Genomic DNA, 21,292 nt, shown 5'->3' on the forward strand with positions numbered 1-21,292 from the left:
AGAAGAACAGCGCTTGACTTAATACAGCGCGCGCACGGCATCGATGGTGTCGGCCTCCGCCGGGCCCTTGTCGTCGCGGTAGCGCACCACCCGGGCGAACCGCAGTGCCACACCCCCGGGGTAGCGGGAGGATTTCTGGACGCCGTCCAACGCCACCTCGACCACCTGCTCGGGCCGCAACCGCACGACGTAACCGTCGGTTCCGCTGACGGCGAGTTCGCTGAACCGCGCGGTCTGCCAGTCCAGCATCGCGTCGGTCATTCCCTTGAATGTCTTTCCCACCATGACGAATTCACCGGTGGCCGGGTCGCGCGCCCCGAGATGGATGTTGGAGAGTTTGCCGCTTCGGCGCCCCGACCCCCATTCCACCGCGAGCACCACCAGGTCCAGCGTGTGCACCGGCTTGACCTTCAGCCAACCGGCCCCGCGCCGGCCCGCCTGATACGGCGCGTCCGGCGCCTTGGCCAGCACGCCTTCGTGGCCGGCGGCCAGCGTCGCGGCCAGGAAGTCCTCGGCGGCCGCGGGCTCGGAGGTCAGCAGCCGATCCACCCGCTGCGCCTCCGGCACCAGCGCGTCCAGGGCGGCCAGCCGCTCGGCGGTCGGCGCGTCGAGAAGGTCATCGCCGTCACGGTGCAGGATGTCGAAGAAGAACACCGAAAGTGGTTGCGCCGCACGGGCCGCGTCCACATCGACCGACCGGCCGAACCGCGACGCGGTGACCTGGAAGCGGTGTGGGGAGTTGTCGGAACGCAGCGCGATCGCCTCGCCGTCGGCGATGAGGCCGCGCACCGGCAGGGCCAGCGTCGCCTCCACCACCTCGGGCAGCCGGGCGGTGACGTCGTCGAGGCTTCGGGTGTAGACGGTGACCTCGTCACCGGACCGGTGAATCTGCACCCGGGCACCGTCCAGCTTCGCCTCGAAAATGGCTGTGCCGCCGTGGCGTTCGAGCGCATCGGCCACCCCGGTGGCGGTCTGAGCCAACATCGGGCCGACCGGCCGGCCGACCCGCAGGGTGAACGCGTCCAGCGCGCCGGTCCCGCCGCCCAGGGCGGCGGCCGCCACGGCCGGCAAGTCCCCGCCCAGCATCGCGGCGCGCTGTACCGACGCGGCGGGGATGTCGGCGGCCCTGGCCACCGCGTCCGCCATGATCCCCGCCAGCGCGCCCTGGCGCAGCTCCCCGCCCAGCAACCGCACCAGGAAGGCCTGCTCGATGTCGGTCGCGGCGGCCAACAGTCCCGCCACCAGTTCGGCGCGCCGCGCCTGCGACCCCTTGCCCGACACCGCCCCGATCTCCGAGAAGCTGGCGTCCACACCGGCGACGGTCAACGTCGGTTGCGACGCCGCCGCCGGCCGCGACCGCAAAGACGCCCAGCCGACCCCGATCTGGCGCTGCCGCAGCTCCCCCGACAGCCAGGAGACCACGATCGCGACCCCGTCGGGGTCGGGCGCCGCGCGGCGCAACAGGTCGGCGATGTGGGCGACCTTGCTCAGCCGTGACGACGTGCCGCCCACGTCAAGTGAGGTCGTCGCGACGTCGAGAAGGAGCACGAAATCAGCTTGGCACGGCTCTCGGACAAGGCGGGGTCAACCCTGCCAGACGGACACGCTAGCGTGCCTACGTAACGTTACAGATCGCATGGATTCTGACAACCCAAAGGAGAGGCCGGATGGAGATCAACGGGAAGAAGGTCGTCGTCATCGGCGGCGCGTCGGGGATGGGTCGTGCGTCCGCGGAGTTGCTGGCCGAGCGCGGGGCGGACGTCGCGATCTTCGACCGTGAGGGTTCCGACGGGAAAGACGTGGCCGAGGCCATCGGGGGCGCGTTCTACCCGGTCGACGTCACCGACTTCAAGGGCACCGAGGAGACCCTGCAGACCGCCGTCGACAAGCTGGGCGGCCTGCACGTCATCATCACCACCGCCGGCGGCGGCATCGCCAAGCGGACGATGACGAAGTCCGGCCCGCACGACCTCGAATCCTTCCAGTCCGTGATCGACCTCAACCTCATCGCCACTTTCAACATCAGCCGGCTCGCGGCGGCGCACATGGCCAAGAATGAGCCCGAGGACGAAGAGCGCGGCGTGATCATCAACACCGCCTCGATCGCGGCCTTCGAAGGGCAGATCGGGCAGGTCGCCTACACCGCCGCCAAGGCCGGCATCGCCGGCATGTGCCTGACCATGGCCCGCGATCTCGGCTCGCTGGGCATCCGCGTGCTGGCGATCGCGCCCAGCCTGTTCGCCACGGGATTGACGCAGGGCATTCCGGACGAATTCGCCGCGGCACTCACCAAGGACGCGGCCTTCCCCAAGCGTCTCGGCCGGCCGATCGAGTACGCCAAGCTGGTGGCGGCCATCGTGGAGAACCCGATGCTCAACGGCCAGTGCCTGCGGCTGGATGCCGGGCAGCGGTTCGCGCCCAAGTAGCGACCCGCCCGGGCAGCCCTCCTCGCATTAAGTACACTCTTTAGGCAGCCGCCCCGCTTCCCCTCGAAGCGGGGCCGGCTACCCAGCCGGTAGCGAGGAGGGTCCCTCATGGGTATCGCACTGACCGACGACCACCGCGAACTCGCCGAGGTCGCGCGCGGGTTCCTGACCTCGCAGAAGGCCCGCTGGGCGGCGAGGTCCCTGCTCGACGCCGCCGAGGAATCCCGGCCGCCGTTCTGGCAGAACCTGGTCGAGCTGGGCTGGCTCGGACTGCACGTCGACGAAGAACACGGCGGTTCCGGTTTCGGTCTGCCCGAACTGGTGGTGGTGGTCGAGGAACTCGGCCGCGCCGTCGCGCCCGGGCCGTTCGTGCCGACCGTCATCGCGTCGGCGGTGATCGCCAAAGACGGTAGCGCCGAACAGAAGTCGCGGCTGCTGCCCGGCCTGATCGACGGGACCGTCACCGCGGGCATCGGCCTGGACGGCCGGGTGGAACTCAAGAACGGGATCGCCGACGGTGACGCCGGAATCGTGTTCGGTGCCGGGATGGCCGAGTTGCTGCTGATCAACGCTGGCGAGGACGTGCTGCTGCTGGAGCGCGATCGCGCCGGCGTGTCGGTCGACGTGCCGAACAACTTCGACCCGACCCGGCGCTCCGGACGGGTCCGCCTGGAGAACGTCAACGTCAGCGCCGACGACGTCCTGGTCGGCGCGCGGGCATCGGCGCTGGCCCGCGCACGGACCCTGCTGGCCGCCGAGGCGGTGGGTGGCGCGGCGGACTGTGTGGATGCCGCCGTGGACTATGCCAAGGTGCGGCAGCAGTTCGGGCGCACCATCGCGACTTTCCAAGCGGTCAAGCATCATTGCGCGAACATGCTGGTGGCGTCCGAGTCGGGGGTCGCCGCGGTGTGGGATGCCTCGCGTGCGGCATCCGAGGACGAAAACCAGTTCCAGCTGGCCGCCGCGGTGGCCGCGACCCTGGCGTTCCCCGCCTACGCGCGCAATGCCGAGCTGAACATCCAGGTGCACGGCGGCATCGGTTTCACCTGGGAGCACGACGCGCACCTGCATCTGCGCCGCGCGCTGGTGATCGCGGCGCTGTTCGGCGGTGACGCGCCGGCCCGGGATGTCTTCGAGCGCACGGCCGCAGGCGCCAAGCGGGAGAACAGTTTGGACCTGCCGCCCGAGGCCGAGGAACTGCGCACCCGGATCCATGCCGACGCCGCCGAGATCGCCGCCCTCGACAAAGAGGCGCAACGCGACAAGCTGATCGAGACCGGCTACGTCATGCCGCATTGGCCCAAGCCCTGGGGCCGCGCCGCCGACGCGGTCGAGCAGCTGGTGATTGAGGAGGAGTTCCGCGCGGCCGGCGTCAAGCGGCCCGACTACTCCATCACCGGGTGGGTGATCCTGACCCTGATACAGCACGGAACCGATTGGCAAATCGAGAGATTCGTGGAGAAGGCGCTGCGCCAAGAGGAGATCTGGTGCCAGTTGTTCTCCGAACCCGAGGCCGGCTCCGACGCCGCATCGGTGAAGACCCGCGCCACGCGGGTGGACGGCGGCTGGAAGATCAACGGGCAGAAGGTCTGGACCAGCGGGGCCCAGTATTGCGCGCGCGGCCTGGCCACCGTGCGCACCGACCCGGAAGCTCCCAAGCACGCCGGCATCACCACCGTCATCATCGACATGAAGGGCCCGGGCGTCGAGGTGCGGCCGTTGCGGCAGATCACCGGCGGCTCGGAATTCAACGAGGTGTTCTTCAACGACGTGTTCGTTCCCGACGAGGACGTCGTCGGGACGCCCAATTCGGGGTGGACGGTCGCCCGCGCGACGCTGGGCAACGAGCGAGTGAGCATCGGTGGCAGCGGATCGTTCTACGAGGGCCTGGCGTCCACCCTGGTGCAGCTCGCTGCGCAGCAGTCGGATCGCTTGGCGGGCGCGCCGATTCGGATCGGGTCCTTTCTCGCCGACGATCACGCGCTGCGGCTGCTGAACCTGCGCCGCGCCGCGCGCAGCGTCGAGGGAGCCGGGCCAGGACCGGAAGGCAACATCACCAAGCTGAAGCTGGCCGAGCACATGGTGGACGGGGCCGCGATCTGGGCGGCGCTGGCGGGCCCGGAGGTCGCACTGATGGACGGGCCCGGTGCGGTGGTGGGCCGTCTGGCGATGGGAGCGCGCGGCATGGCGATCGCCGGCGGCACCTCGGAGGTCACCCGCAATCAGATCGCCGAGCGGATCCTCGGCATGCCGCGCGACCCGCTGATCAACTAAGCCGCCCGGGTCAGGCGGGTGCGAACAACGGCGCCCCGCCGCTGCCCTTTTCCGGCCGGATCTCGACGGTCATGCCGCACCTGACCGAATCGGGTTCGCAGTCAACAATGTTGGCGGCCACCCGCAGGCCCTCTTGTTCGGCGAGCTCGACGATCGCGATCACGTACGGGACGGGAATCTCCGGGTTATACGGGTGGTGGTTGACCGTATAGGTGAACACCGTGCCGCGGCCGGAAACCGGCCGCGCTACCAGTTGGCCGCCGCAAGTGCGGCATTCGCCGGCCGCGGGATGCACCCACCGCGCGCAGTGGGTGCAATATTCGATGAGCAGCGGCTCGTCCGGCACGACGAATACAGTACACTCAATTGATCCGATGCGGGGCTGTGGGCTGACGGGCGGTGTGCATGACGCATTTCGAGAAGGACGCGATCCTGTCCGGCATCGGCATCTCGCGGATCGGTCGCCGCAGTGGCATCCCGGGCCTGGACCTGACCATGGAATCGGTGCGGGCCGCCATCGAGGATGCCGGGCTGGTTCCGTCCGACGTCGACGGCATCGCGACCCTTGGCGACACCCCCGCCGAGGAGGTCAACGCGGGGCTGCGGATCGAGGCGGCGGATTGCGGATCCGGCTTCGGCACCGGCGGCTTGCTCAGCCCGGTGATGTCGGCGTGCCGCGCAGTCGCCGAGCGTCGCGCCCGCCACGTGGTGGTGTACCGGACCATCCAAATGCTCGGGGGCACCGTCCCCGTCAAACCACAGGAGAACGCGCCCGCGCCCCCGCTCGCGCGGATGTTCGAGGCGCCGGAGGGCGCCGAACGGCCGGCCGTCGGCGCGATGGACGACGTCAACGATCTGGTCGCGGCCAACGCCTACTCCGCCGCGAACTGGCTGGCGCTCAATTGCCGGCGTCACATGGAGTTGTACGGGACGACCAAACAACAGCTGGGCTGGGTGGCGCTCAACGGCAGGCGCAACGCCGCGCTGAATCCGCGCGCCGTTTATCGCGATCCGATGACCATGGCCGACTACCTCAGCGCGCGGCCGGTATCCACCCCGTTCGGGCTGCTGGACTGCGACGTGCCGATCGACGGCTCCATCGCGGTGGTGGTCTCGCACGCCGAGTACGCGCGGGATTGCCCGCACCGCGCGGTGGCGGTGGAGGCGATCGGCGGGTCCGACGGCGCCGGCGGCTGGTTCCACCGCGACGACTACCCGAAGATGGCGATGTCTGATGCGGCGGCGCAGATGTGGTCGCGGACCGAGCTGAAGCCGTCCGACCTCAAGGTCGCCGAACTCTATGACGGATTCACCTATCTGACCCTGGCCTGGCTGGAAGCGCTGGGAATCTGCGGCGACGGCGAGGCCGGGCCCTATGTCGAAGGCGGCGCCCGCATCGCCCGCGACGGTGAACTTCCCCTGAACACCTACGGTGGCCAGCTCTCGGCCGGGCGCATGCACGGCTACTGGGCGCTGCACGAGGGCTGCCTGCAGTTGCGTGGCGAGGCGGGGGAGCGGCAGGTGTCGCGGCGTCCGGACGTCGGCGTCGTTTCCGTCGGAGGCGGCCCAGTCGCCGGCTGCATGTTGCTCACATGCTGAAAAGGTTTGCGCCAAAACGCCATTGGGCCTGACATGAGCACTGGTCTCGGGAACAAGCTGGCGTCCAAGGTCGCGCGGGACCTCGAGGCCGAGATCGTCCGCCGCGGCTGGGCCACCGGCGAATCGCTGGGCTCCGAACACGCTCTGCAAGAGCGCTTCGGGGTGAGCCGCTCGGTGCTGCGCGAGGCCGTCCGGCTCGTCGAGCACCACCAGGTGGCCCGGATGCGCCGCGGGCCGGGCGGCGGGCTGATCATCTGTGAGCCCGATGCCGGCCCCGCCACCCGCGCCGTCGTCATCTATCTCGAATACCTCGGAACGACGCTCGGCGACCTCCTCAATGCACGCCTGGTGCTCGAACCGTTGGCGGCCTCGCTGGCCGCCGAGCGGATCGACGAAACGGGCATAGCCCGGCTGCGGGCCGTATTGCGGGGCGAGGAACAGTGGAAGCCCGGGTTGCCGACACCTCGGGACGAGTTCCACATCGCCCTGGCGGAGCAATCGAAAAACCCTGTGCTGCAACTATTCATCGACGTGCTGATGCGGCTCACCACCCGCTACGCCCTGCGGTCGCGGACGGACACGGCCAGCGAGGCCGTCGAGGCGGTCGACCGGATGCACGTCGACCACTCCGAGATCGTCGCCGCCGTTACGTCCGGCGACTCGGCGCGGGCCAAGACGCTCAGTGAACGACACGTCGAGGCCGTGACCGCCTGGCTGCAGCACCATCACCCCGGCAATGCGAGCAGGCGACGCAAGCCGCGGCCGCTGAACATCGAGGTGCCCCGCGGCAAGCTGGCGGAGATGCTGGCGGCCACGATCGGCGACGACATTGCGGCCAGCGGTTGGAAGGTCGGGTCGGTCTTCGGCACCGAGACGGCCCTCCTGGAGCGCTACAGGGTGAGCCGCGCGGTGTTCCGTGAAGCGGTGCGGCTGCTCGAATACCACTCGATCGCGCACATGCGCCGCGGGCCCGGCGGTGGCCTCGTCATCGCCACACCCCAGGCGCAGGCGAGCATTGACACCATCGCGCTGTACCTCCAATATCGCGACCCCAGCCGCGAGGACTTGCGTTGCGTCCGGGATGCCATCGAGATCGACAACGTCGCCAAGGTGGTGAAGCGGCGCGGCGAATCCGAGGTGGCCGCCTTCCTGTCCGCCCACCGGTGCGAGGTCGACGAAACGCCGGGTGACATCGCCGACGCCGCCGTCGAGGAGTTCCGATTCCACGTGGGGCTGGCCCAACTGGCGGGCAACTCGCTGCTCGACTTGTTCCTGCGCATCATCGTCGAGTTGTTCCGGCGGCACTGGTCGACCACCGGGCAGGAGCCGCCGACCTGGGCGGACGTCCTGGCGGTCCACCACGCCCACCTGCGGATCGTGGACGCCATCGAGGCGGGTGACGAGAGCCTGGCCCGATATCGCGTGCGGCGTCATCTGGACGCCGCCGCGTCCTGGTGGCTGTAGTTCGCAGATGTGATCTGCAGCGCGGTATAGCGAAGGCCCGTCGGGGGTACTGGGGAGGGAGGAAGTGACGGCCGGTCCAGCAGGGGGTTGGCGTTAGTGATCGAGAGCGAGAGTGCTGGAGTGACGGCGGGCACCGACATTGGACAACTCGGCTTCGTCCATTCGGCACTCATCTACCAATCCCAGCGGGAGTACCTGGAATTCGTGACGCGCTTCGTCAACGAAGGGCTGGCGACCGGTGAGGCGGTGATGGTCGCCGTGCCTTCGGACAAGTTGGCGCTACTCCATGACGCGCTGGGCGAGTCTTCGGCCGATGTGCAGATGGTCGACGTCACCGAGGTCGCCCGCAATCCGAGCCGGCTGATGGCGATGGAGGGGGCTTTCGTCGACGACCACCCCGACCGGCGGGTGCGGATCGTCAGTCAGATCGCCTGGCCCGGCCGCACCGAAGAGGAGCTGGTGGCCTGCGTGGAGCACGAGGCACTGGTCAACGGGGCGATGGACGGCTACCAGGTGACCGGTTTGTGCCTCTACGACGGGAGCCGGCTCGGCGACGACGTGCTGGCGGACGCCCGAGCGACACACCCGCTGCTCTGGAGGGGCGACGCGCTGCAACGCAGCGCGGACTACGCGCCCGACGACGCCCTGCAGCGCTGCAACCGACCGCTGCCCGGCAATCCGGGGGCCGTCACCTACGTGGTCAAAAAGTCATCGGACCTCAGCCCCGCGCGTTCGTTCGCCACGAATTACGCCGGGTGGATCGGGTTGTCCCAAGACGGGATCGAGGACCTGCAATTGGTGGCCACCGAGCTGGCCAGCAACAGCCTGATGTACACCGAGGGCGCGTGCCAGCTCGCCTTCTGGCGCGACGACGACTACCTGGTGTGCGAGGCGCGAGACACCGGGTGCTTCGAGGATCCGCTGGTCGGGCGAATGGATCCGGGGCCGTGCGGCCCCGCCAGCCGCGGTCTGTACCTGGTCAATGCCATCTCGGACCTGGTCCGCACCCACACCACCGCCAGCGGCACGACGATTCAGGCGTATCTGCGGGTCGATCCGTCGGCTGGGCCTAGGGGGTAACCGAAGCAACCCCCGGGAACCGCCCCCCACATCGCGGTCCCGAGGGTCGCTCGTTACAAACGGTTAGACGCAGATACCAAGCGCGCTAACTACGCAACCTCCGCCGGCGGCCCCGCCGCCGACAAGTCCCCCGCTTCCGGCCGCCGATGAAGCGCATCCTGTCGGTAGGAGCGACATCGCGGCCAACCCGACGGCCGCGGTGGCGACTTTGAGGGTCTTCTTGGTGTCTTTCGCCATCATGATGAGCCTTCTTTCATCACATTCCGAGGGGGAGTAATTGCACATCCGTTCAACGAACGGATGCCCCGACCCCATACCCGGTGCTGGGCGCGAGTAAACCTAAATTCTTCACTAATTTCGAGACGGGTTGACGCGTTATGCCGCTCGGCAGAAACTTGCACGTCAGGGCCGTATACGGCTAATGTCTTCGCTCGTGCGTCTTCACGATCGCGCCTTCAAGAAGGCCGTAGTAGCTAGCACCCGCAGCGGGGTCTGACCTAGACCGACCCCCCGCTGTGGGTCGGAAGCTACTGCAGTCGGTCGCTCCTTTCGACCGAAGAAGACCGGCACATGACCCTTCTCGAGACCCTGCCCGAGCGGCTCAACCCGTCCAGTGACCAAGCCGGCCAGTGCGCCGCGACGGCGTGGTTCGCCCAGCAGTTCGGCGCGCCGTTACCCCGCGGTCTGCGGGAAAAGGCCGACGCGATGTCCTGGGAGCGTTTCGTAGCGACCTACGGTCACTCGGCAGGCCCGATCCGCCTCGGCAACTGGGCGTGCACGGACACCCACCGACGACGGGGGCCGCAGGCCCGCCACTTCCGGGCCACGATCGCGGTCGGCGACCGCATCGAGACGTCAACCGCCGCGGCCGGTGGCCCGATCGCGGCGCTCAGCGCGATGCTGCACGAGCGCGGAATCCCGGTGGAGATCCTGAAGTTCCATCAGCTGCGATCGGGCGGGGACACCGCCACCTTCATCTGCGGCAGCAACGGCGCCCGCGAGGAGTGGGCGATGGGCTGGGCCGGCGACCCGACGCAGTCGGCACTGCGCGCGGTGATCGCCTGCGCCAACCGGTTGCTCGCCTGAGGCCTACAGCGGGCGCAGCACGATCGGCATGCCGTCCATCGGTATCGGCATGCCGCCGTAGTCCAAGTGCGGCTGGTAGCCCGGCCGGGCCAGCTCCAGCCGGTAGCGGCGCAGCAGCCGGTGGACGACGGTCTTGACCTCCAGCTGACCGAACACCATGCCGATGCACTTGTGCGCGCCGCCGCCGAACGGCGCGAAGGCGTAGCGGTGCTTCTTGTGCTCGGAGCGGGGCTCGGCGAAGCGCTCGGGATCGAATTTGTCTGGGTCGGTCCACAATTCGGGCAGCCGGTGGTTCATGCCGGGCCAGATGGTGATGTTGGTCCCGGCTGGAATGTAGTGGCCGAGTAACTCGGTGTCGCGAACGGCCTGCCGCATGTTGAACGGCAGCGGCGTCACCATGCGCAGCGACTCGTTCATGATCAGTTCGAGGGTCTCCAGCTTCTCCAGCGCCTCGATGTCCAGCGGGCCGTCGCCGAGCCGCGCCGACTCCTCACGGGCCCGCTCCTGCCACTCGGGGTTCGCGGCCATGTTGTAGACCATGGTGGTGGTGGTCGACGTCGATGTGTCGTGGGCGGCCATCATCAAGAAGATCATGTGGTTGACGATGTCTTCGTCGGTGAAGCTGTTGCCGTCGTCGTCCTCGGTGTGGCACAGCACCGTGAGCATGTCATTGCCGGTGGCGTTGCGGCGTTCCTTGACCCGCTCGATGAAGTAGTCCTCGAGGAGCCTGCGGGCCCGCAGCCCGCGCCACCACTTGAATGGCGGAACGGGCTGCCGGACGATCGCGCCGCCCGCGCGCGTCGTGATCGTGAACGCCTGGTTGACCTTGGTCACCAGGTCGTGGTCCGTGCCCGGCTCGTGCCCCATGAACACCAAGGACGCGATATCCAGGGTGAGTTCCTTCATCGCCGGGTGGAACAGGAAGCGCGCGTCGTTGGTGGGCCAGTTGGCGACGATGTCGCTGGCCACCCGGTCGATGTGCTCGACGTAGCCCGTCAACCGGGTGCGGGTGAAGGCCTCTTGCATGATGCGCCGGTGGTACATGTGCTCGTCGAAGTCCAGCATCATCAGGCCGCGGTTGAAGAACGGCCCGATCACCGGGTGCCAGCCCTTCTGCGAGAAGTCCTTGTTCTTGTTCGAGAACACGGCCTGGGTGGCGTCCGGTCCCAGCGCGGTGACCGCCGGCATGATCGGCGAGTCGAGGAAGTGCAGCGGGCCGCGGGTGCGATACAGATGCAGCGCGTAGTCCGGTCCGCCCCGGAACATCTCGATGATGTGCCCGAGGATCGGGAGGCCGGCGTCGCCGAGCACCGGCTTGAGGCCGCTGCCGGCGGGCGGTTCGGCCAGGACCTTGGTTTCCCAGTCGTGGTTGAGCAGACGCCTTTCGACCGCACCCATCCCCGGGATGGTGTTCAGCGTCGGAGTGAACCGGCGCCGCGCCTGGTCCAGCAGGTAATGCGGGGTGCTGATCGTGGCGGTCATAGACGCTCCTTTGCGTTCCCTCCGAGGTGACAGCCGTCACTGTCTTATAACCTTCGGAAAAAACTTGACGGCTGTCAAGTTTGCTTTTTGACCGGCGTGGTGCAAGGTCAGGGAATGAGCAGCCACGCCGCCACTCCGGAGCCGGGCGGGCAACGGCGCGGCGACAAGCAGCGCCAGGCGATCCTGCAGGCGGTGCGGGAACTGCTGCAGGAGAAGCCATTCGCGGAGCTGTCGGTCAGCACCATCAGCCTCCGGGCCGGGGTGGCCCGATCGGGCTTCTATTTCTACTTCGACTCCAAGTACGCCGTACTCGCCCAGCTGATGGCCGAGGCCGCCGAGGAGCTCGAAGAGCTCACGCAGGATTTCGCCCCCCGCCAGCCGGGCGAGTCGCCCGAGCAGTTCGCCGAGCGCATGGTCGGCAGCGCGGCCGCCGTCTATGCGCACAACGACCCGGTGATGACCGCCTGCAACGAGGCCCGCAACACCGACGTCGAGATCCGCAACCTGATGGATCAACAGTTCGAGGTGGTCCTGGGTCAGATCGTCGCGATCGTCGAGGCCGAGATGAAGGCCGGGACCGCCAGCCCGATCAGCGACGACCTGCCGACCCTGATTCGCACCCTGGCCGGTACCACCGCGTTGATGCTGACCGGCGATCCCATCCTGGCTGGCCGTGACAGCGATCGCGGCCGCCGTGTGCGCGTGCTGGAGCGGTTATGGCTGCACGCGCTGTGGGGCGGGCGTCCGTAGGGCGTTACCGCCGGTATCGTCACGGCAATGGGGCAGCAGGGGTATTACGCAGGCAAGCGGTGTCTGGTCACCGGCGCGGCCAGCGGCATCGGCCGTGCCACCGCGCTGCGGCTGGCCGCGCAAGGCGCCGAACTCTATCTGACCGACCGTGACCGGAAAGGCCTCGAGCTCACCGTGGCCGACGCCCGCGCGCTGGGCGCTCAGGTACCCGCACAGCGGGCCCTCGACATCGCCGACTACGACCAGGTGGCGGCGTTCGCCGCCGACATCCATCGCGACCATCCGAGCATGGACGTCGTGCTCAATATCGCCGGCGTGTCCGCCTGGGGCACCGTCGACCGGTTGACGCACGACCAGTGGAGCAAGATGATCGCGATCAACCTGATGGGTCCGATCCACGTCATCGAATCGTTCGTGCCGCCGATGGTGGCCGCCCGCAACGGCGGGCACCTGATCAACGTTTCGTCGGCGGCCGGGTTGGTCGCGCTCCCGTGGCATGCCGCCTACAGCGCCAGCAAGTACGGCCTGCGTGGGCTGTCGGAGGTGCTGCGTTTCGACCTGGCCCGCCACCGCATCGGGGTGTCGGTCGTGGTGCCGGGCGCGGTGAACACCCCCCTGGTGCAAACCGTCGAGATCGCCGGGGTGGACCGCGACGACCCCAAGGTCGCGCGGTGGGTGAACCGCTTCAGCGGCCACGCCGTCTCGCCGGAGAAGGCGGCCGAGAAGATCCTGGCCGGGGTGGCCAAGAACCGCTACCTGATCTACACCTCGCCGGACATCCGGGCGCTGTACGCCTTCAAGCGGCTGGCCTGGTGGCCCTACAGCGTGGCGATGCGCCAGGTCAACGTCATCTTCACCCGTGCCCTGCGGCCGGCCCCGGCGCCGCTAGTCCGGCATGGCCAGTTCGAGGCGCACCCCGAGCAGCCGGACCGGACGGTCGAGCTCGAATAGGTCCAGGACGCGCAGCGCCGCGGCGACGATGGTGTCGCGATCGGTGGTGGGCGCCTCCAGCTTGCGGATTTTGGTGCGGGTATAGAACGTCGCGGTTCGCACGGTAACCGCCACCCGCGTCACGATCCGGCCCGACGCCAGCACGTCCGCCAACGCCTGTTCGGCCAGTTGTGTTATCGCCGAATCCATTTCGGCGCGATCGGTGAGGTCGCGCGGGAAGGTGACGACGTGGCTGCGCGAGCGCGGAATCCACGGCTCGGCGCTGACTTGCGCGTCACCGCCGCCCTTGGCCAGCAGCAGCAACCACAGGCCGGTGCGCGGGCCGAACACCGAAGTCAGCAACTCGGCATCACTGTGCGCGAGCTGCCACACCGTTGTGATCCCCAGTGTGGCAAGCTTTTTCGCCGTCTTGGGGCCAACGCCCCACAGCGCCTCGACCGGGCGGTCCGCCATCAGGGTCATCCAGTTCCCGTCGGTGAGCGTGAAGATGCCCGCTGGCTTGGCGAATCCGGTCGCGATCTTGGCCCGCTGCTTGTTGTCGCTGATTCCGATCGAACAGGACAGCCCGGTTTCCGACGAGATGACCGTGCGAATCTCTTCGGCCACGGCGGCCGGATCGGCCGCCGCGACGCCGACATACGCCTCGTCCCAACCCCACACTTCGACCGGGTGTCCCAAATCGCGCAACAGCCCCATCACCTGTTCGGATGCCGCGTCGTACGCGGCGGCATCCGAGGGCAGAAACGTCGCATCGGGGCAGCGGCGCGCGGCGGCCCGCAACGGCATGCCGGCGTGCACGCCGAACTCGCGGGCCTCGTAGGAGGCGCAGGTGACGACCTTGCGGGGTTCGGACGGGTCGCCGTTGCCGCCGACGATGACCGGCTGCCCGGCCAGTTCGGGGTGGCGGCGTAATTCCACCGACGCCAGAAACTGATCGAGGTCGACGTGCAGGACCCAGGCCGGGCTCATCAGCGGCCGCAAAGCTTGCGCGCCACGCTTTCCCAGGCATCGCCCAGGGTCTGGAGGGTATGGCCGCGGTCGTTGAGCTGATGCTCGACGTAGTTCACGTTGAGCAGAGCGAGCAGGGCGTCGGCCTGGGCGTCGAGATCGCCGGTGGTATGAGCCGCCCGGAGCAACACCCGGACGTGGGTGTGGTGCACCAGGACGGGCGCGCTGTAGCGGGTCTGCGGATCGCGGTGGGCTTCCGAGAGCAGTTCGTGATGGGCATGGGCGAAGCAAATCCGCTCCCGGCCGAACGCCACCAGTCGATCGATCGGCGGAGCGTCGGGTCCCAGCGGGGGCGGGCCGAATAGGAAAGCCTGCTGGCTGGCTCGCTCGTCCTCGTCGAGCAGCACCATCATCAAGCCGGCACGGCTACCGAAGCGCCGGAACACCGTACCTTTGCCGACGCCGGCGGCGGCGGCGATGTCGTCCATGGTGACCGCGTCGGCGCCGCGCTCTGCGATCAGGTTTCGGGCAGCCTGGAGTAGGAGTGCCCGGTTGCGCGCCGCGTCGCCCCGCTCCTGGTGCAGCACCTCCGGGGCCCACACGGGCAACGAGTCCAGCCGCTCGCTCATGACTGCACTGTAGCGTCGGCGGAATAAACCGGACCATAGTCCGGTTGGGGCAGGCGAGGATGGAGACCAACAACTGAAGGGAACTGCAACAGTGGCAACCAAAATCTTGGCGTTGGTGGGAAGCCTGCGCGCGGCCTCAGTGAACCGACAGATCGCCGAGCTGGCGGGCGCCGTCGCGCCGGGCGACGTCACCGTCACGATCTTCGAAGGGCTCGGGGAGTTGCCGTTCTACAACGAGGAGATCGACCACGCGATGACTTCCGATGCCCCGCCGTTGGCTCCGGTGACCGCGCTGCGCACCGCGGCGGCCGAGGCCGACGCCGCCCTGGTGGTGACCCCGGAATACAACGGCAGCATCCCGGCCGTCATCAAGAACGCGATCGACTGGCTGTCCCGCCCGTTCGGCAACGGGGCGCTGAAGGGCAAGCCGCTGGCGGTCATCGGGGGTTCCTTCGGCCAGTACGGCGGGGTCTGGGCGCACGACGAAACCCGCAAGTCGTTCGGAATTGCCGGTGCCCGCGTGGTCGAGTCGATCAAGCTCTCGGTGCCGTTCAAAACGTTGGAGGGCAAGGCGCCCGCCGAGCACGCCGAGCTCTCGGGGAACGTACGCGATGTCGTGGGGAAGCTGGTCGCAGAAGTCGGCTGATTGGCGGAAGTCAACAAGCCGGTCGCGGGGCGACCAGCGAGGTTATTGTCGCCGGATAGCAGAAGCCGCCAGCCCGAGGGCTGGCGGCTTTGCTGGCGGCGGGCCGGGATGGGCGACCGGGCCAGCGGTGGCGGAGAGTTGTCGGTGGCCGGTGATATACCCGTTCGCATGGATGGCTTCGACGAAGAATGTGACCTGCGACACGCCGGGCGCGTGTCGTCCAGAAGGCTTTCGACCAGCGAATTTCAGAAATGTTATTCCGAACATCTTGTATCTCGATATCTTGTCAGCCACTAGGTGTAGTGTTTCGAGCACCGGCAGATCCCAGGTTCACCAGCCCGACCGGGGCCTGGTTCACCACCCGAAATCGGCTCGATAGGTCATTCGACCCCGACGGCCGCAGGACGGGAATCGGAGGACTTGACGGGCCGCTGTAACACAGCGAGGACAGAGTTCGTCGCAGTACCCGAGTAGTTGCCAGACCGTAACAAGTCCCACCTTCCGCAAAGGAGCGGCTTCTATGACCATCACCGTGTACACCAAGCCGGCATGCGTGCAGTGCAGCGCCACGTTCAAGGCCCTGGACAAGCAGGGCATCGGCTACGAGAAGGTCGACATCACGCTGGACAATGAGGCGCGCGACTACGTGATGGCGCTGGGGTACCTGCAGGCACCCGTGGTGGTGGCCGGAAACGACCACTGGTCGGGCTTCCGGCCGGACCGCATCAAGGCCATCGCGGAATCGGCGCTCAGCGCGTAGACGGACGTTAGGTAAGAAGGAGGTTGCGGTGCCATGGATAGCACGCAGCGCAACCTAGGCTTTAGTGGCGACCCGCTTCGCCCGGCTCCGCCGCGCTCGCGATCGCCACTGGTCTATTTCTCCTCGGTGTCGGAGAACACCCACCGCTTCGTGGAGAAGCTGGGTGTTCCCGCCACGCGGATACCGCTGCACGGCCGCATCGAGGTCGACGAGCCGTACGTGCTGATACTGCCCACGTACGGCGGCGGACGGGCCACCCCGGACCTCAACGCCGGTGGCTATGTCCCCAAGCAGGTCATCGCATTCCTGAACAACGAGCACAACCGGTCGTTGATCCGCGGCGTCATCGCCGCGGGCAACAACAACTTCGGCGCCGAGTTTGCCTATGCGGGCAACGTGATCTCACGCAAATGCGGCGTTCCCTACCTTTACCGCTTCGAACTGATGGGGACCCCGGACGACGTGGAAGCCGTCCGCGCGGGTCTTGCCGACTTCTGGAAGGAACAGACGTGCCACCAACCGTCACTGCAGAGCCTGTAACGTCCGGCGCGCACACCAATTCTTTTGGGGGCCAGGCGGGACCTGACTACCACGCGCTCAACGCGATGCTGAACCTGTACGACGCCGACGGCAGGATTCAGTTCGACAAGGACGTGCTGGCGGCTCGCGAGTACTTCCTGCAGCACGTCAACCAGAACACGGTCTTCTTCCACAATCAGGACGAGAAGCTCGACTACCTGATTCGCGAAAACTATTACGAGCGCGAGGTTCTCGACCAGTACTCGCGCAACTTCGTCAAGGAGCTGCTGGACCGCGCCTACGCCAAGAAGTTCCGGTTCCCGACGTTCCTCGGCGCGTTCAAGTACTACACCTCTTACACGCTGAAGACCTTCGACGGTAAGCGCTACCTGGAGCGCTTCGAGGACCGCGTCGTCATGGTCTCGCTCACCCTTGCGGCCGGTGACACCGCCCTGGCCGAGAAGCTGGTGGACGAGATCATCGACGGCCGGTTCCAGCCGGCCACCCCGACGTTCCTGAACTCGGGCAAGAAGCAGCGCGGCGAGCCGGTGAGCTGCTTCCTGCTGCGCATCGAGGACAACATGGAGTCGATCGGGCGATCGATCAACTCCGCGCTGCAGCTGTCCAAGCGCGGCGGCGGGGTTGCGTTGCTGCTGACCAACATTCGTGAGCACGGCGCGCCGATCAAGAACATCGAGAACCAGTCCTCGGGTGTCATCCCGATCATGAAGCTGCTCGAGGACTCGTTCTCCTACGCCAACCAGCTGGGCGCGCGCCAAGGGGCCGGCGCGGTGTACCTGCACGCGCATCACCCCGACATCTACCGCTTCCTGGACACCAAGCGCGAGAACGCCGACGAGAAGATCCGGATCAAGACGCTGAGCCTGGGCGTGGTGATTCCCGACATCACCTTCGAGCTGGCCAAGAAGAACGAGGACATGTACCTGTTCTCGCCGTACGACGTCGAGCGGGTCTACGGGGTGCCGTTCGCCGACATCTCGGTGACCGAGAAGTACTACGAGATGGTCGACGACGCGCGCATCCGCAAGACGAAGATCAAGGCGCGGGAGTTCTTCCAGACGCTGGCCGAGCTGCAGTTCGAGTCGGGCTACCCCTACATCATGTTCGAGGACACGGTGAACCGGGCCAATCCAATCGAGGGCAAGATCACGCACTCGAACCTGTGCTCGGAGATCCTGCAGGTGTCCACCCCGTCGGAGTTCAACGACGACCTGTCGTATTCCAAAGTGGGCAAGGACATTTCGTGCAACCTCGGGTCGCTGAACATCGCCAAGGCGATGGACTCACCCGACTTCGCTCAGACGATCGAGGTGGCGATCCGCGCGCTGACCGCGGTGAGCGACCAGACGCACATCACGTCGGTGCCCTCGATCGAGCAGGGCAACAACGAATCCCACGCGATCGGGCTGGGACAGATGAACCTGCACGGCTACCTCGCCCGGGAGCGCATCTTCTACGGCTCCGAGGAAGGCATCGACTTCACCAACATCTACTTCTATACGGTGCTCTACCACGCGCTGCGGGCGTCGAACCGCATCGCCATCGAACGCGGCACGGCGTTCGGCGGTTTCGAGCGCTCGAAGTACAAGTCGGGGGAGTTCTTCGACAAGTACACCGAGCAGGTGTGGGAGCCGCAGACGGAGAAGGTGCGTCAGCTCTTCGCCGACGCGGACATCCGGATCCCGACCCAGGACGACTGGAAGCGGCTGAAGGAGTCGGTGCAGGAGTACGGCATCTACAACCAGAACCTGCAAGCCGTCCCGCCGACGGGGTCGATCTCCTACATCAACCACTCCACCAGCTCGATCCACCCGATCGCCAGCAAGGTCGAGATCCGCAAGGAAGGCAAGATCGGCCGCGTCTACTACCCGGCGCCCTACATGACCAACGACAACCTGGAGTACTTCCAGGACGCCTACGAGATCGGATACGAGAAGGTCATCGACACCTACGCCGCGGCCACCCAGCACGTGGACCAGGGGTTGAGCCTGACGCTGTTCTTCAAGGACACCGCCACCACCCGCGACGTGAACAAGGCGCAGATCTACGCCTGGCGCAAGGGCATCAAGACGCTCTACTACATCCGGCTGCGGCAGATGGCCCTAGAGGGCACCGAGGTCGAGGGCTGCGTGTCCTGCATGCTCTGACCGCCGCGGCCGGCGCCTGGCGCGCAGTCTGCCCAGGTCAGCGGCTCACTGCGGCCCCAGAGGGGTATGGTGCTTGACGTGGTGAGAATTCCGCGACCACCCCACCCCAGCGTCAAGCCGCCGGGGGCCAAGGTCGACGCGCGCAGCGAGCGGTGGCGCGAACACCGCAAGAAGGTGCGCGGCGAGATCGTGGATGCGGCGTTTCGCGCCATCGACCGCCTAGGGCCCGAGCTGAGCGTGCGGGAGATCGCCGAGGAGGCCGGCACCGCCAAGCCGAAGATCTACCGGCATTTCCACGACAAGTCCGACCTGTTCCAGGCCATCGGGGAACGGCTGCGCGACATGCTCTGGGCGGCGATCTTCCCGGCCGTCGACCTGAAGACCGACTCGGCGCGCGAAGTGATCCGGCGCGCCGTCGACGAGTACGTCGGCCTCGTCGACCAGCACCCCAACGTACTGCGCGTCTTCATCCAGGGTCGCTCGGCGGCCAGCCCCCAGATCCTCAACGAGGGCCGGGGGATCACGTTGGCAATGGCCGACCTGTTCGACAACGAGCTGCGTGAGATGGAACTCGACCATGCCGCGTTCGAGCTGGCCGCGCATGCGGCCTTCGGGTCGGCCGCGTCGGCCACCGAGTGGTGGCTGGGGCCGGACCCGCAAAGCCCGCGCCGCATGCCGCACGACCAGTTCGTCGCCCACCTGACAACCATCATGGTGGGGGTCATCGTCGGCACGGCCGAGGTGCTCGGCATCACGCTGGACCCCGACCAGCCGGTTCACAGCGTGGTGCCCAGCAATCCCGCGGCGAGCTGAGGACCTTTGGCACGTTGACATCGTTCCGGCGATCGTCAACACTCATGCCATTCGATACCCTGGGTACTGGGTATTTCTAACAGAAAGATCGATCCACCGTGACCGACGTTGTGACACACGCCGAACCGACATCCGCACACCAGCCCGTGCACGCGCGCGCCATCATCATCGGGACCGGGTTCTCCGGCCTGGGCATGGCGATCAAGCTTCAGCAGCAGGGCGTGGACTTCGTCATCCTGGAGAAGTTCAACGATGTCGGCGGCACCTGGCGCGACAACAGCTACCCGGGCTGCGCCTGCGACATCCCGTCGCACCTGTATTCGTTCTCATTCGAGCCCAAGCCCGACTGGAAGAACCCCTTCTCCTATCAGCCCGAGATCTGGGACTACCTCAAGGGCGTCACCGAGAAATATGGCCTGCGTCGCTACATCGAGTTCAACTCGCACGTCGACCGGGCCCACTGGGACGACGACGAGCAGCGCTGGCACGTCTTCACCGAAGACGGCCGCGAATTCGTCGGGCAATTCCTGATCTCCGGCGCGGGCGCGCTGCACATCCCGTCCCTGCCCGACATCGAGGGTCGTGACGAATTCCACGGTCCCGCTTTCCATTCCGCGGAATGGGACCACAGCGTCGATCTGACCGGCAAGCGGGTGGCGATGGTCGGAACCGGCGCCAGCGCGATCCAGATCGTGCCGGAGATCGTCGGGCAGGTCGCCGAACTTCAGCTCTACCAACGCACTCCGCCGTGGGTGGTGCCGCGCTCCAACCCCGAGATCCCCGTGGCGCTGCGCCGGGCCATGGCGAACGTCCCGGGCCTGCGGGCGCTGACGCGTCTCGCGATCTACTGGGGGCAGGAGGCGCTGGCCATCGGGATGACCAAGCGCCCCAACGCGCTGAAGTTCATCGAGGCCTACGTGAAATACAACATCCGCCGGTCGGTCAAGGATCGCGAACTGCGTCGTAAGCTGACCCCGCACTATCGCATCGGCTGCAAGCGAATCCTCAACTCCTCCACCTATTACCGTGCGGTCGCGGACCCGAAGACCGAACTGATCACCGACCACATCGCGCGGATCACGCCCAACGGGATCGTCACCGCCGACGGCAAAGAGCGCGGAGTCGACGTGATCGTCTACGGCACCGGATTCCACGTCACCGACTCCTACACCTACGTCCAGATCAAGGGCCACAACGGTGAGGACCTGGTGGACCGGTGGAACCGGGAGGGCATCGCCGCCCACCACGGCATCACCGTCGCCGACATGCCCAACCTGTTCTTCCTGCTGGGACCGAACACCGGCCTGGGGCACAACTCCGTGGTGTTCATGATCGAGTCCCAGATTCGCTATGTCGCCAGCGCGATCAAGACCTGCGACAAGCTGGACGTGCAGGCGCTGGCGCCGACGCGCGCCGCGCAGGACGCCTTCAACGACCAGTTGCAGCGCAGGCTGGGGCATTCGGTGTGGAACAGCGGTGGTTGCGCCAGCTGGTATCTCGACGAGCACGGCAAGAACACGGTGCTGTGGGGCGGCTACACCTGGGAGTACTGGCGGGACACCCGGAAGATCAAGCCGGAGGAGTACGAGTTCTTCGGCAACGGCTCACGCTCTAGGCGCTCGGCGGCGGCCGCGCAGGGCTGAGCCGCGGTTGTGGCGCGACCGGCTGGGACTAATCGCCAATTTTGTCTTCATTCG

19 protein-coding genes are annotated in these 21,292 nt (G+C 67.2%); 14 read left to right on the forward strand and 5 right to left on the reverse strand.

What is annotated here, in order from left to right; genetic code table 11:
- Positions 1-18: 18 nt before the first annotated feature.
- Positions 19-1,548 (reverse strand): ATP-dependent DNA ligase, encoded by a 1,530-nt coding sequence (locus A5697_RS24545; RefSeq protein ID WP_068012312.1) that lies wholly within the window; start codon positions 1,546-1,548, stop codon positions 19-21.
- 119 nt (positions 1,549-1,667) lie between these two features.
- On the opposite strand from A5697_RS24545, the gene A5697_RS24550 reads away from it, so the two are divergent.
- On the forward strand, positions 1,668-2,426 hold the full coding sequence (locus A5697_RS24550; protein WP_067945607.1) for an SDR family NAD(P)-dependent oxidoreductase: 759 nt from the start codon (positions 1,668-1,670) through the stop codon (positions 2,424-2,426).
- A 108-nt stretch (positions 2,427-2,534) separates the two neighbouring features.
- Complete coding sequence (locus A5697_RS24555; protein ID WP_068012313.1) at positions 2,535-4,700, forward strand: acyl-CoA dehydrogenase; 2,166 nt, start codon at positions 2,535-2,537, stop codon at positions 4,698-4,700.
- 10 nt (positions 4,701-4,710) lie between these two features.
- Here A5697_RS24555 and A5697_RS24560 read toward each other — a convergent pair whose 3' ends face one another.
- Positions 4,711-5,046: a Zn-ribbon domain-containing OB-fold protein gene (locus A5697_RS24560; protein ID WP_068012314.1), complete on the reverse strand. Its 336-nt coding sequence runs from the start codon at positions 5,044-5,046 to the stop codon at positions 4,711-4,713.
- Positions 5,047-5,105: 59 nt separating this feature from the next.
- Between A5697_RS24560 and A5697_RS24565 the strand changes: the two genes are divergently transcribed.
- The 4 genes from A5697_RS24565 to A5697_RS24580 all read left to right on the forward strand — a co-directional run bounded on the left by A5697_RS24565 (position 5,106) and on the right by A5697_RS24580 (position 9,929).
- The gene (locus A5697_RS24565) at positions 5,106-6,299 is read left to right on the forward strand and encodes a thiolase family protein (RefSeq protein ID WP_067945613.1); all 1,194 of its coding nucleotides are present in this window, start codon (positions 5,106-5,108) and stop codon (positions 6,297-6,299) included.
- 33 nt (positions 6,300-6,332) lie between these two features.
- The gene (locus tag A5697_RS24570) at positions 6,333-7,763 is read left to right on the forward strand and encodes a FadR/GntR family transcriptional regulator (protein WP_068012316.1); all 1,431 of its coding nucleotides are present in this window, start codon (positions 6,333-6,335) and stop codon (positions 7,761-7,763) included.
- A 96-nt stretch (positions 7,764-7,859) separates the two neighbouring features.
- Complete coding sequence (locus A5697_RS24575) at positions 7,860-8,843, forward strand: sensor histidine kinase (protein WP_068012318.1); 984 nt, start codon at positions 7,860-7,862, stop codon at positions 8,841-8,843.
- Between the two features lie 570 nt (positions 8,844-9,413).
- Complete coding sequence (locus tag A5697_RS24580; RefSeq protein WP_068012320.1) at positions 9,414-9,929, forward strand: homocitrate synthase; 516 nt, start codon at positions 9,414-9,416, stop codon at positions 9,927-9,929.
- Between the two features lie 3 nt (positions 9,930-9,932).
- Here the strand turns inward: A5697_RS24580 and A5697_RS24585 are convergent, their stop codons facing one another.
- Entirely contained in the window at positions 9,933-11,411 is a 1,479-nt protein-coding gene (locus tag A5697_RS24585; RefSeq protein ID WP_068012321.1) for a cytochrome P450, read from the reverse strand.
- A 114-nt stretch (positions 11,412-11,525) separates the two neighbouring features.
- On the opposite strand from A5697_RS24585, the gene A5697_RS24590 reads away from it, so the two are divergent.
- Together A5697_RS24590 and A5697_RS24595 are read left to right on the forward strand one after the other, a co-directional pair.
- Positions 11,526-12,161, forward strand: coding sequence for a TetR/AcrR family transcriptional regulator (locus A5697_RS24590; protein ID WP_067945624.1), 636 nt, complete (start codon positions 11,526-11,528; stop codon positions 12,159-12,161).
- 27 nt (positions 12,162-12,188) lie between these two features.
- Positions 12,189-13,112, forward strand: a complete 924-nt coding sequence (locus tag A5697_RS24595) for an SDR family oxidoreductase (RefSeq protein WP_068012322.1) — start codon at positions 12,189-12,191, stop codon at positions 13,110-13,112.
- Here the strand turns inward: A5697_RS24595 and A5697_RS24600 are convergent.
- Together A5697_RS24600 and A5697_RS24605 are read right to left on the reverse strand one after the other, a co-directional pair.
- The gene (locus tag A5697_RS24600) at positions 13,047-14,081 is read right to left on the reverse strand and encodes a DNA polymerase IV (protein ID WP_068012326.1); all 1,035 of its coding nucleotides are present in this window, start codon (positions 14,079-14,081) and stop codon (positions 13,047-13,049) included. The two genes, A5697_RS24595 and A5697_RS24600, sit on opposite strands and share 66 nt — an antisense overlap.
- Positions 14,081-14,689, reverse strand: coding sequence for a TetR/AcrR family transcriptional regulator (locus A5697_RS24605; RefSeq protein ID WP_068012328.1), 609 nt, complete (start codon positions 14,687-14,689; stop codon positions 14,081-14,083). The genes A5697_RS24600 and A5697_RS24605 overlap by 1 nt, the downstream gene beginning before the upstream one ends.
- 91 nt (positions 14,690-14,780) lie before the next feature.
- Here A5697_RS24605 and A5697_RS24610 point away from each other — a divergent pair, with 91 nt between their 5' ends.
- From A5697_RS24610 to A5697_RS24635, 6 genes are all read left to right on the forward strand, one after another.
- The gene (locus A5697_RS24610; RefSeq protein WP_068012330.1) at positions 14,781-15,335 is read left to right on the forward strand and encodes an NAD(P)H-dependent oxidoreductase; all 555 of its coding nucleotides are present in this window, start codon (positions 14,781-14,783) and stop codon (positions 15,333-15,335) included.
- A gap of 520 nt (positions 15,336-15,855) precedes the next feature.
- Positions 15,856-16,095, forward strand: a complete 240-nt coding sequence (nrdH, locus tag A5697_RS24615) for a glutaredoxin-like protein NrdH (protein ID WP_067945634.1) — start codon at positions 15,856-15,858, stop codon at positions 16,093-16,095.
- Positions 16,096-16,128: 33 nt separating this feature from the next.
- The gene (gene nrdI / locus A5697_RS24620; protein ID WP_231972173.1) at positions 16,129-16,635 is read left to right on the forward strand and encodes a class Ib ribonucleoside-diphosphate reductase assembly flavoprotein NrdI; all 507 of its coding nucleotides are present in this window, start codon (positions 16,129-16,131) and stop codon (positions 16,633-16,635) included.
- Positions 16,605-18,782 (forward strand): class 1b ribonucleoside-diphosphate reductase subunit alpha, encoded by a 2,178-nt coding sequence (nrdE, locus tag A5697_RS24625; protein WP_082953579.1) that lies wholly within the window; start codon positions 16,605-16,607, stop codon positions 18,780-18,782. Before nrdI ends, nrdE begins: the two co-directional genes overlap by 31 nt.
- Before the next feature lie 78 nt (positions 18,783-18,860).
- Complete coding sequence (locus A5697_RS24630; RefSeq protein ID WP_156673432.1) at positions 18,861-19,595, forward strand: TetR/AcrR family transcriptional regulator; 735 nt, start codon at positions 18,861-18,863, stop codon at positions 19,593-19,595.
- Positions 19,596-19,693: 98 nt separating this feature from the next.
- Positions 19,694-21,238 carry an NAD(P)/FAD-dependent oxidoreductase gene (locus tag A5697_RS24635; protein WP_067945638.1) on the forward strand — a complete coding sequence of 515 codons (1,545 nt, stop codon included), beginning with the start codon at positions 19,694-19,696 and terminating at the stop codon, positions 21,236-21,238.
- Positions 21,239-21,292 lie beyond the last annotated feature (54 nt).

Origin of the sequence: Mycobacterium sp. E3251, from assembly GCF_001666835.1 — a bacterium.
Lineage (GTDB): Bacteria > Actinomycetota > Actinomycetes > Mycobacteriales > Mycobacteriaceae > Mycobacterium.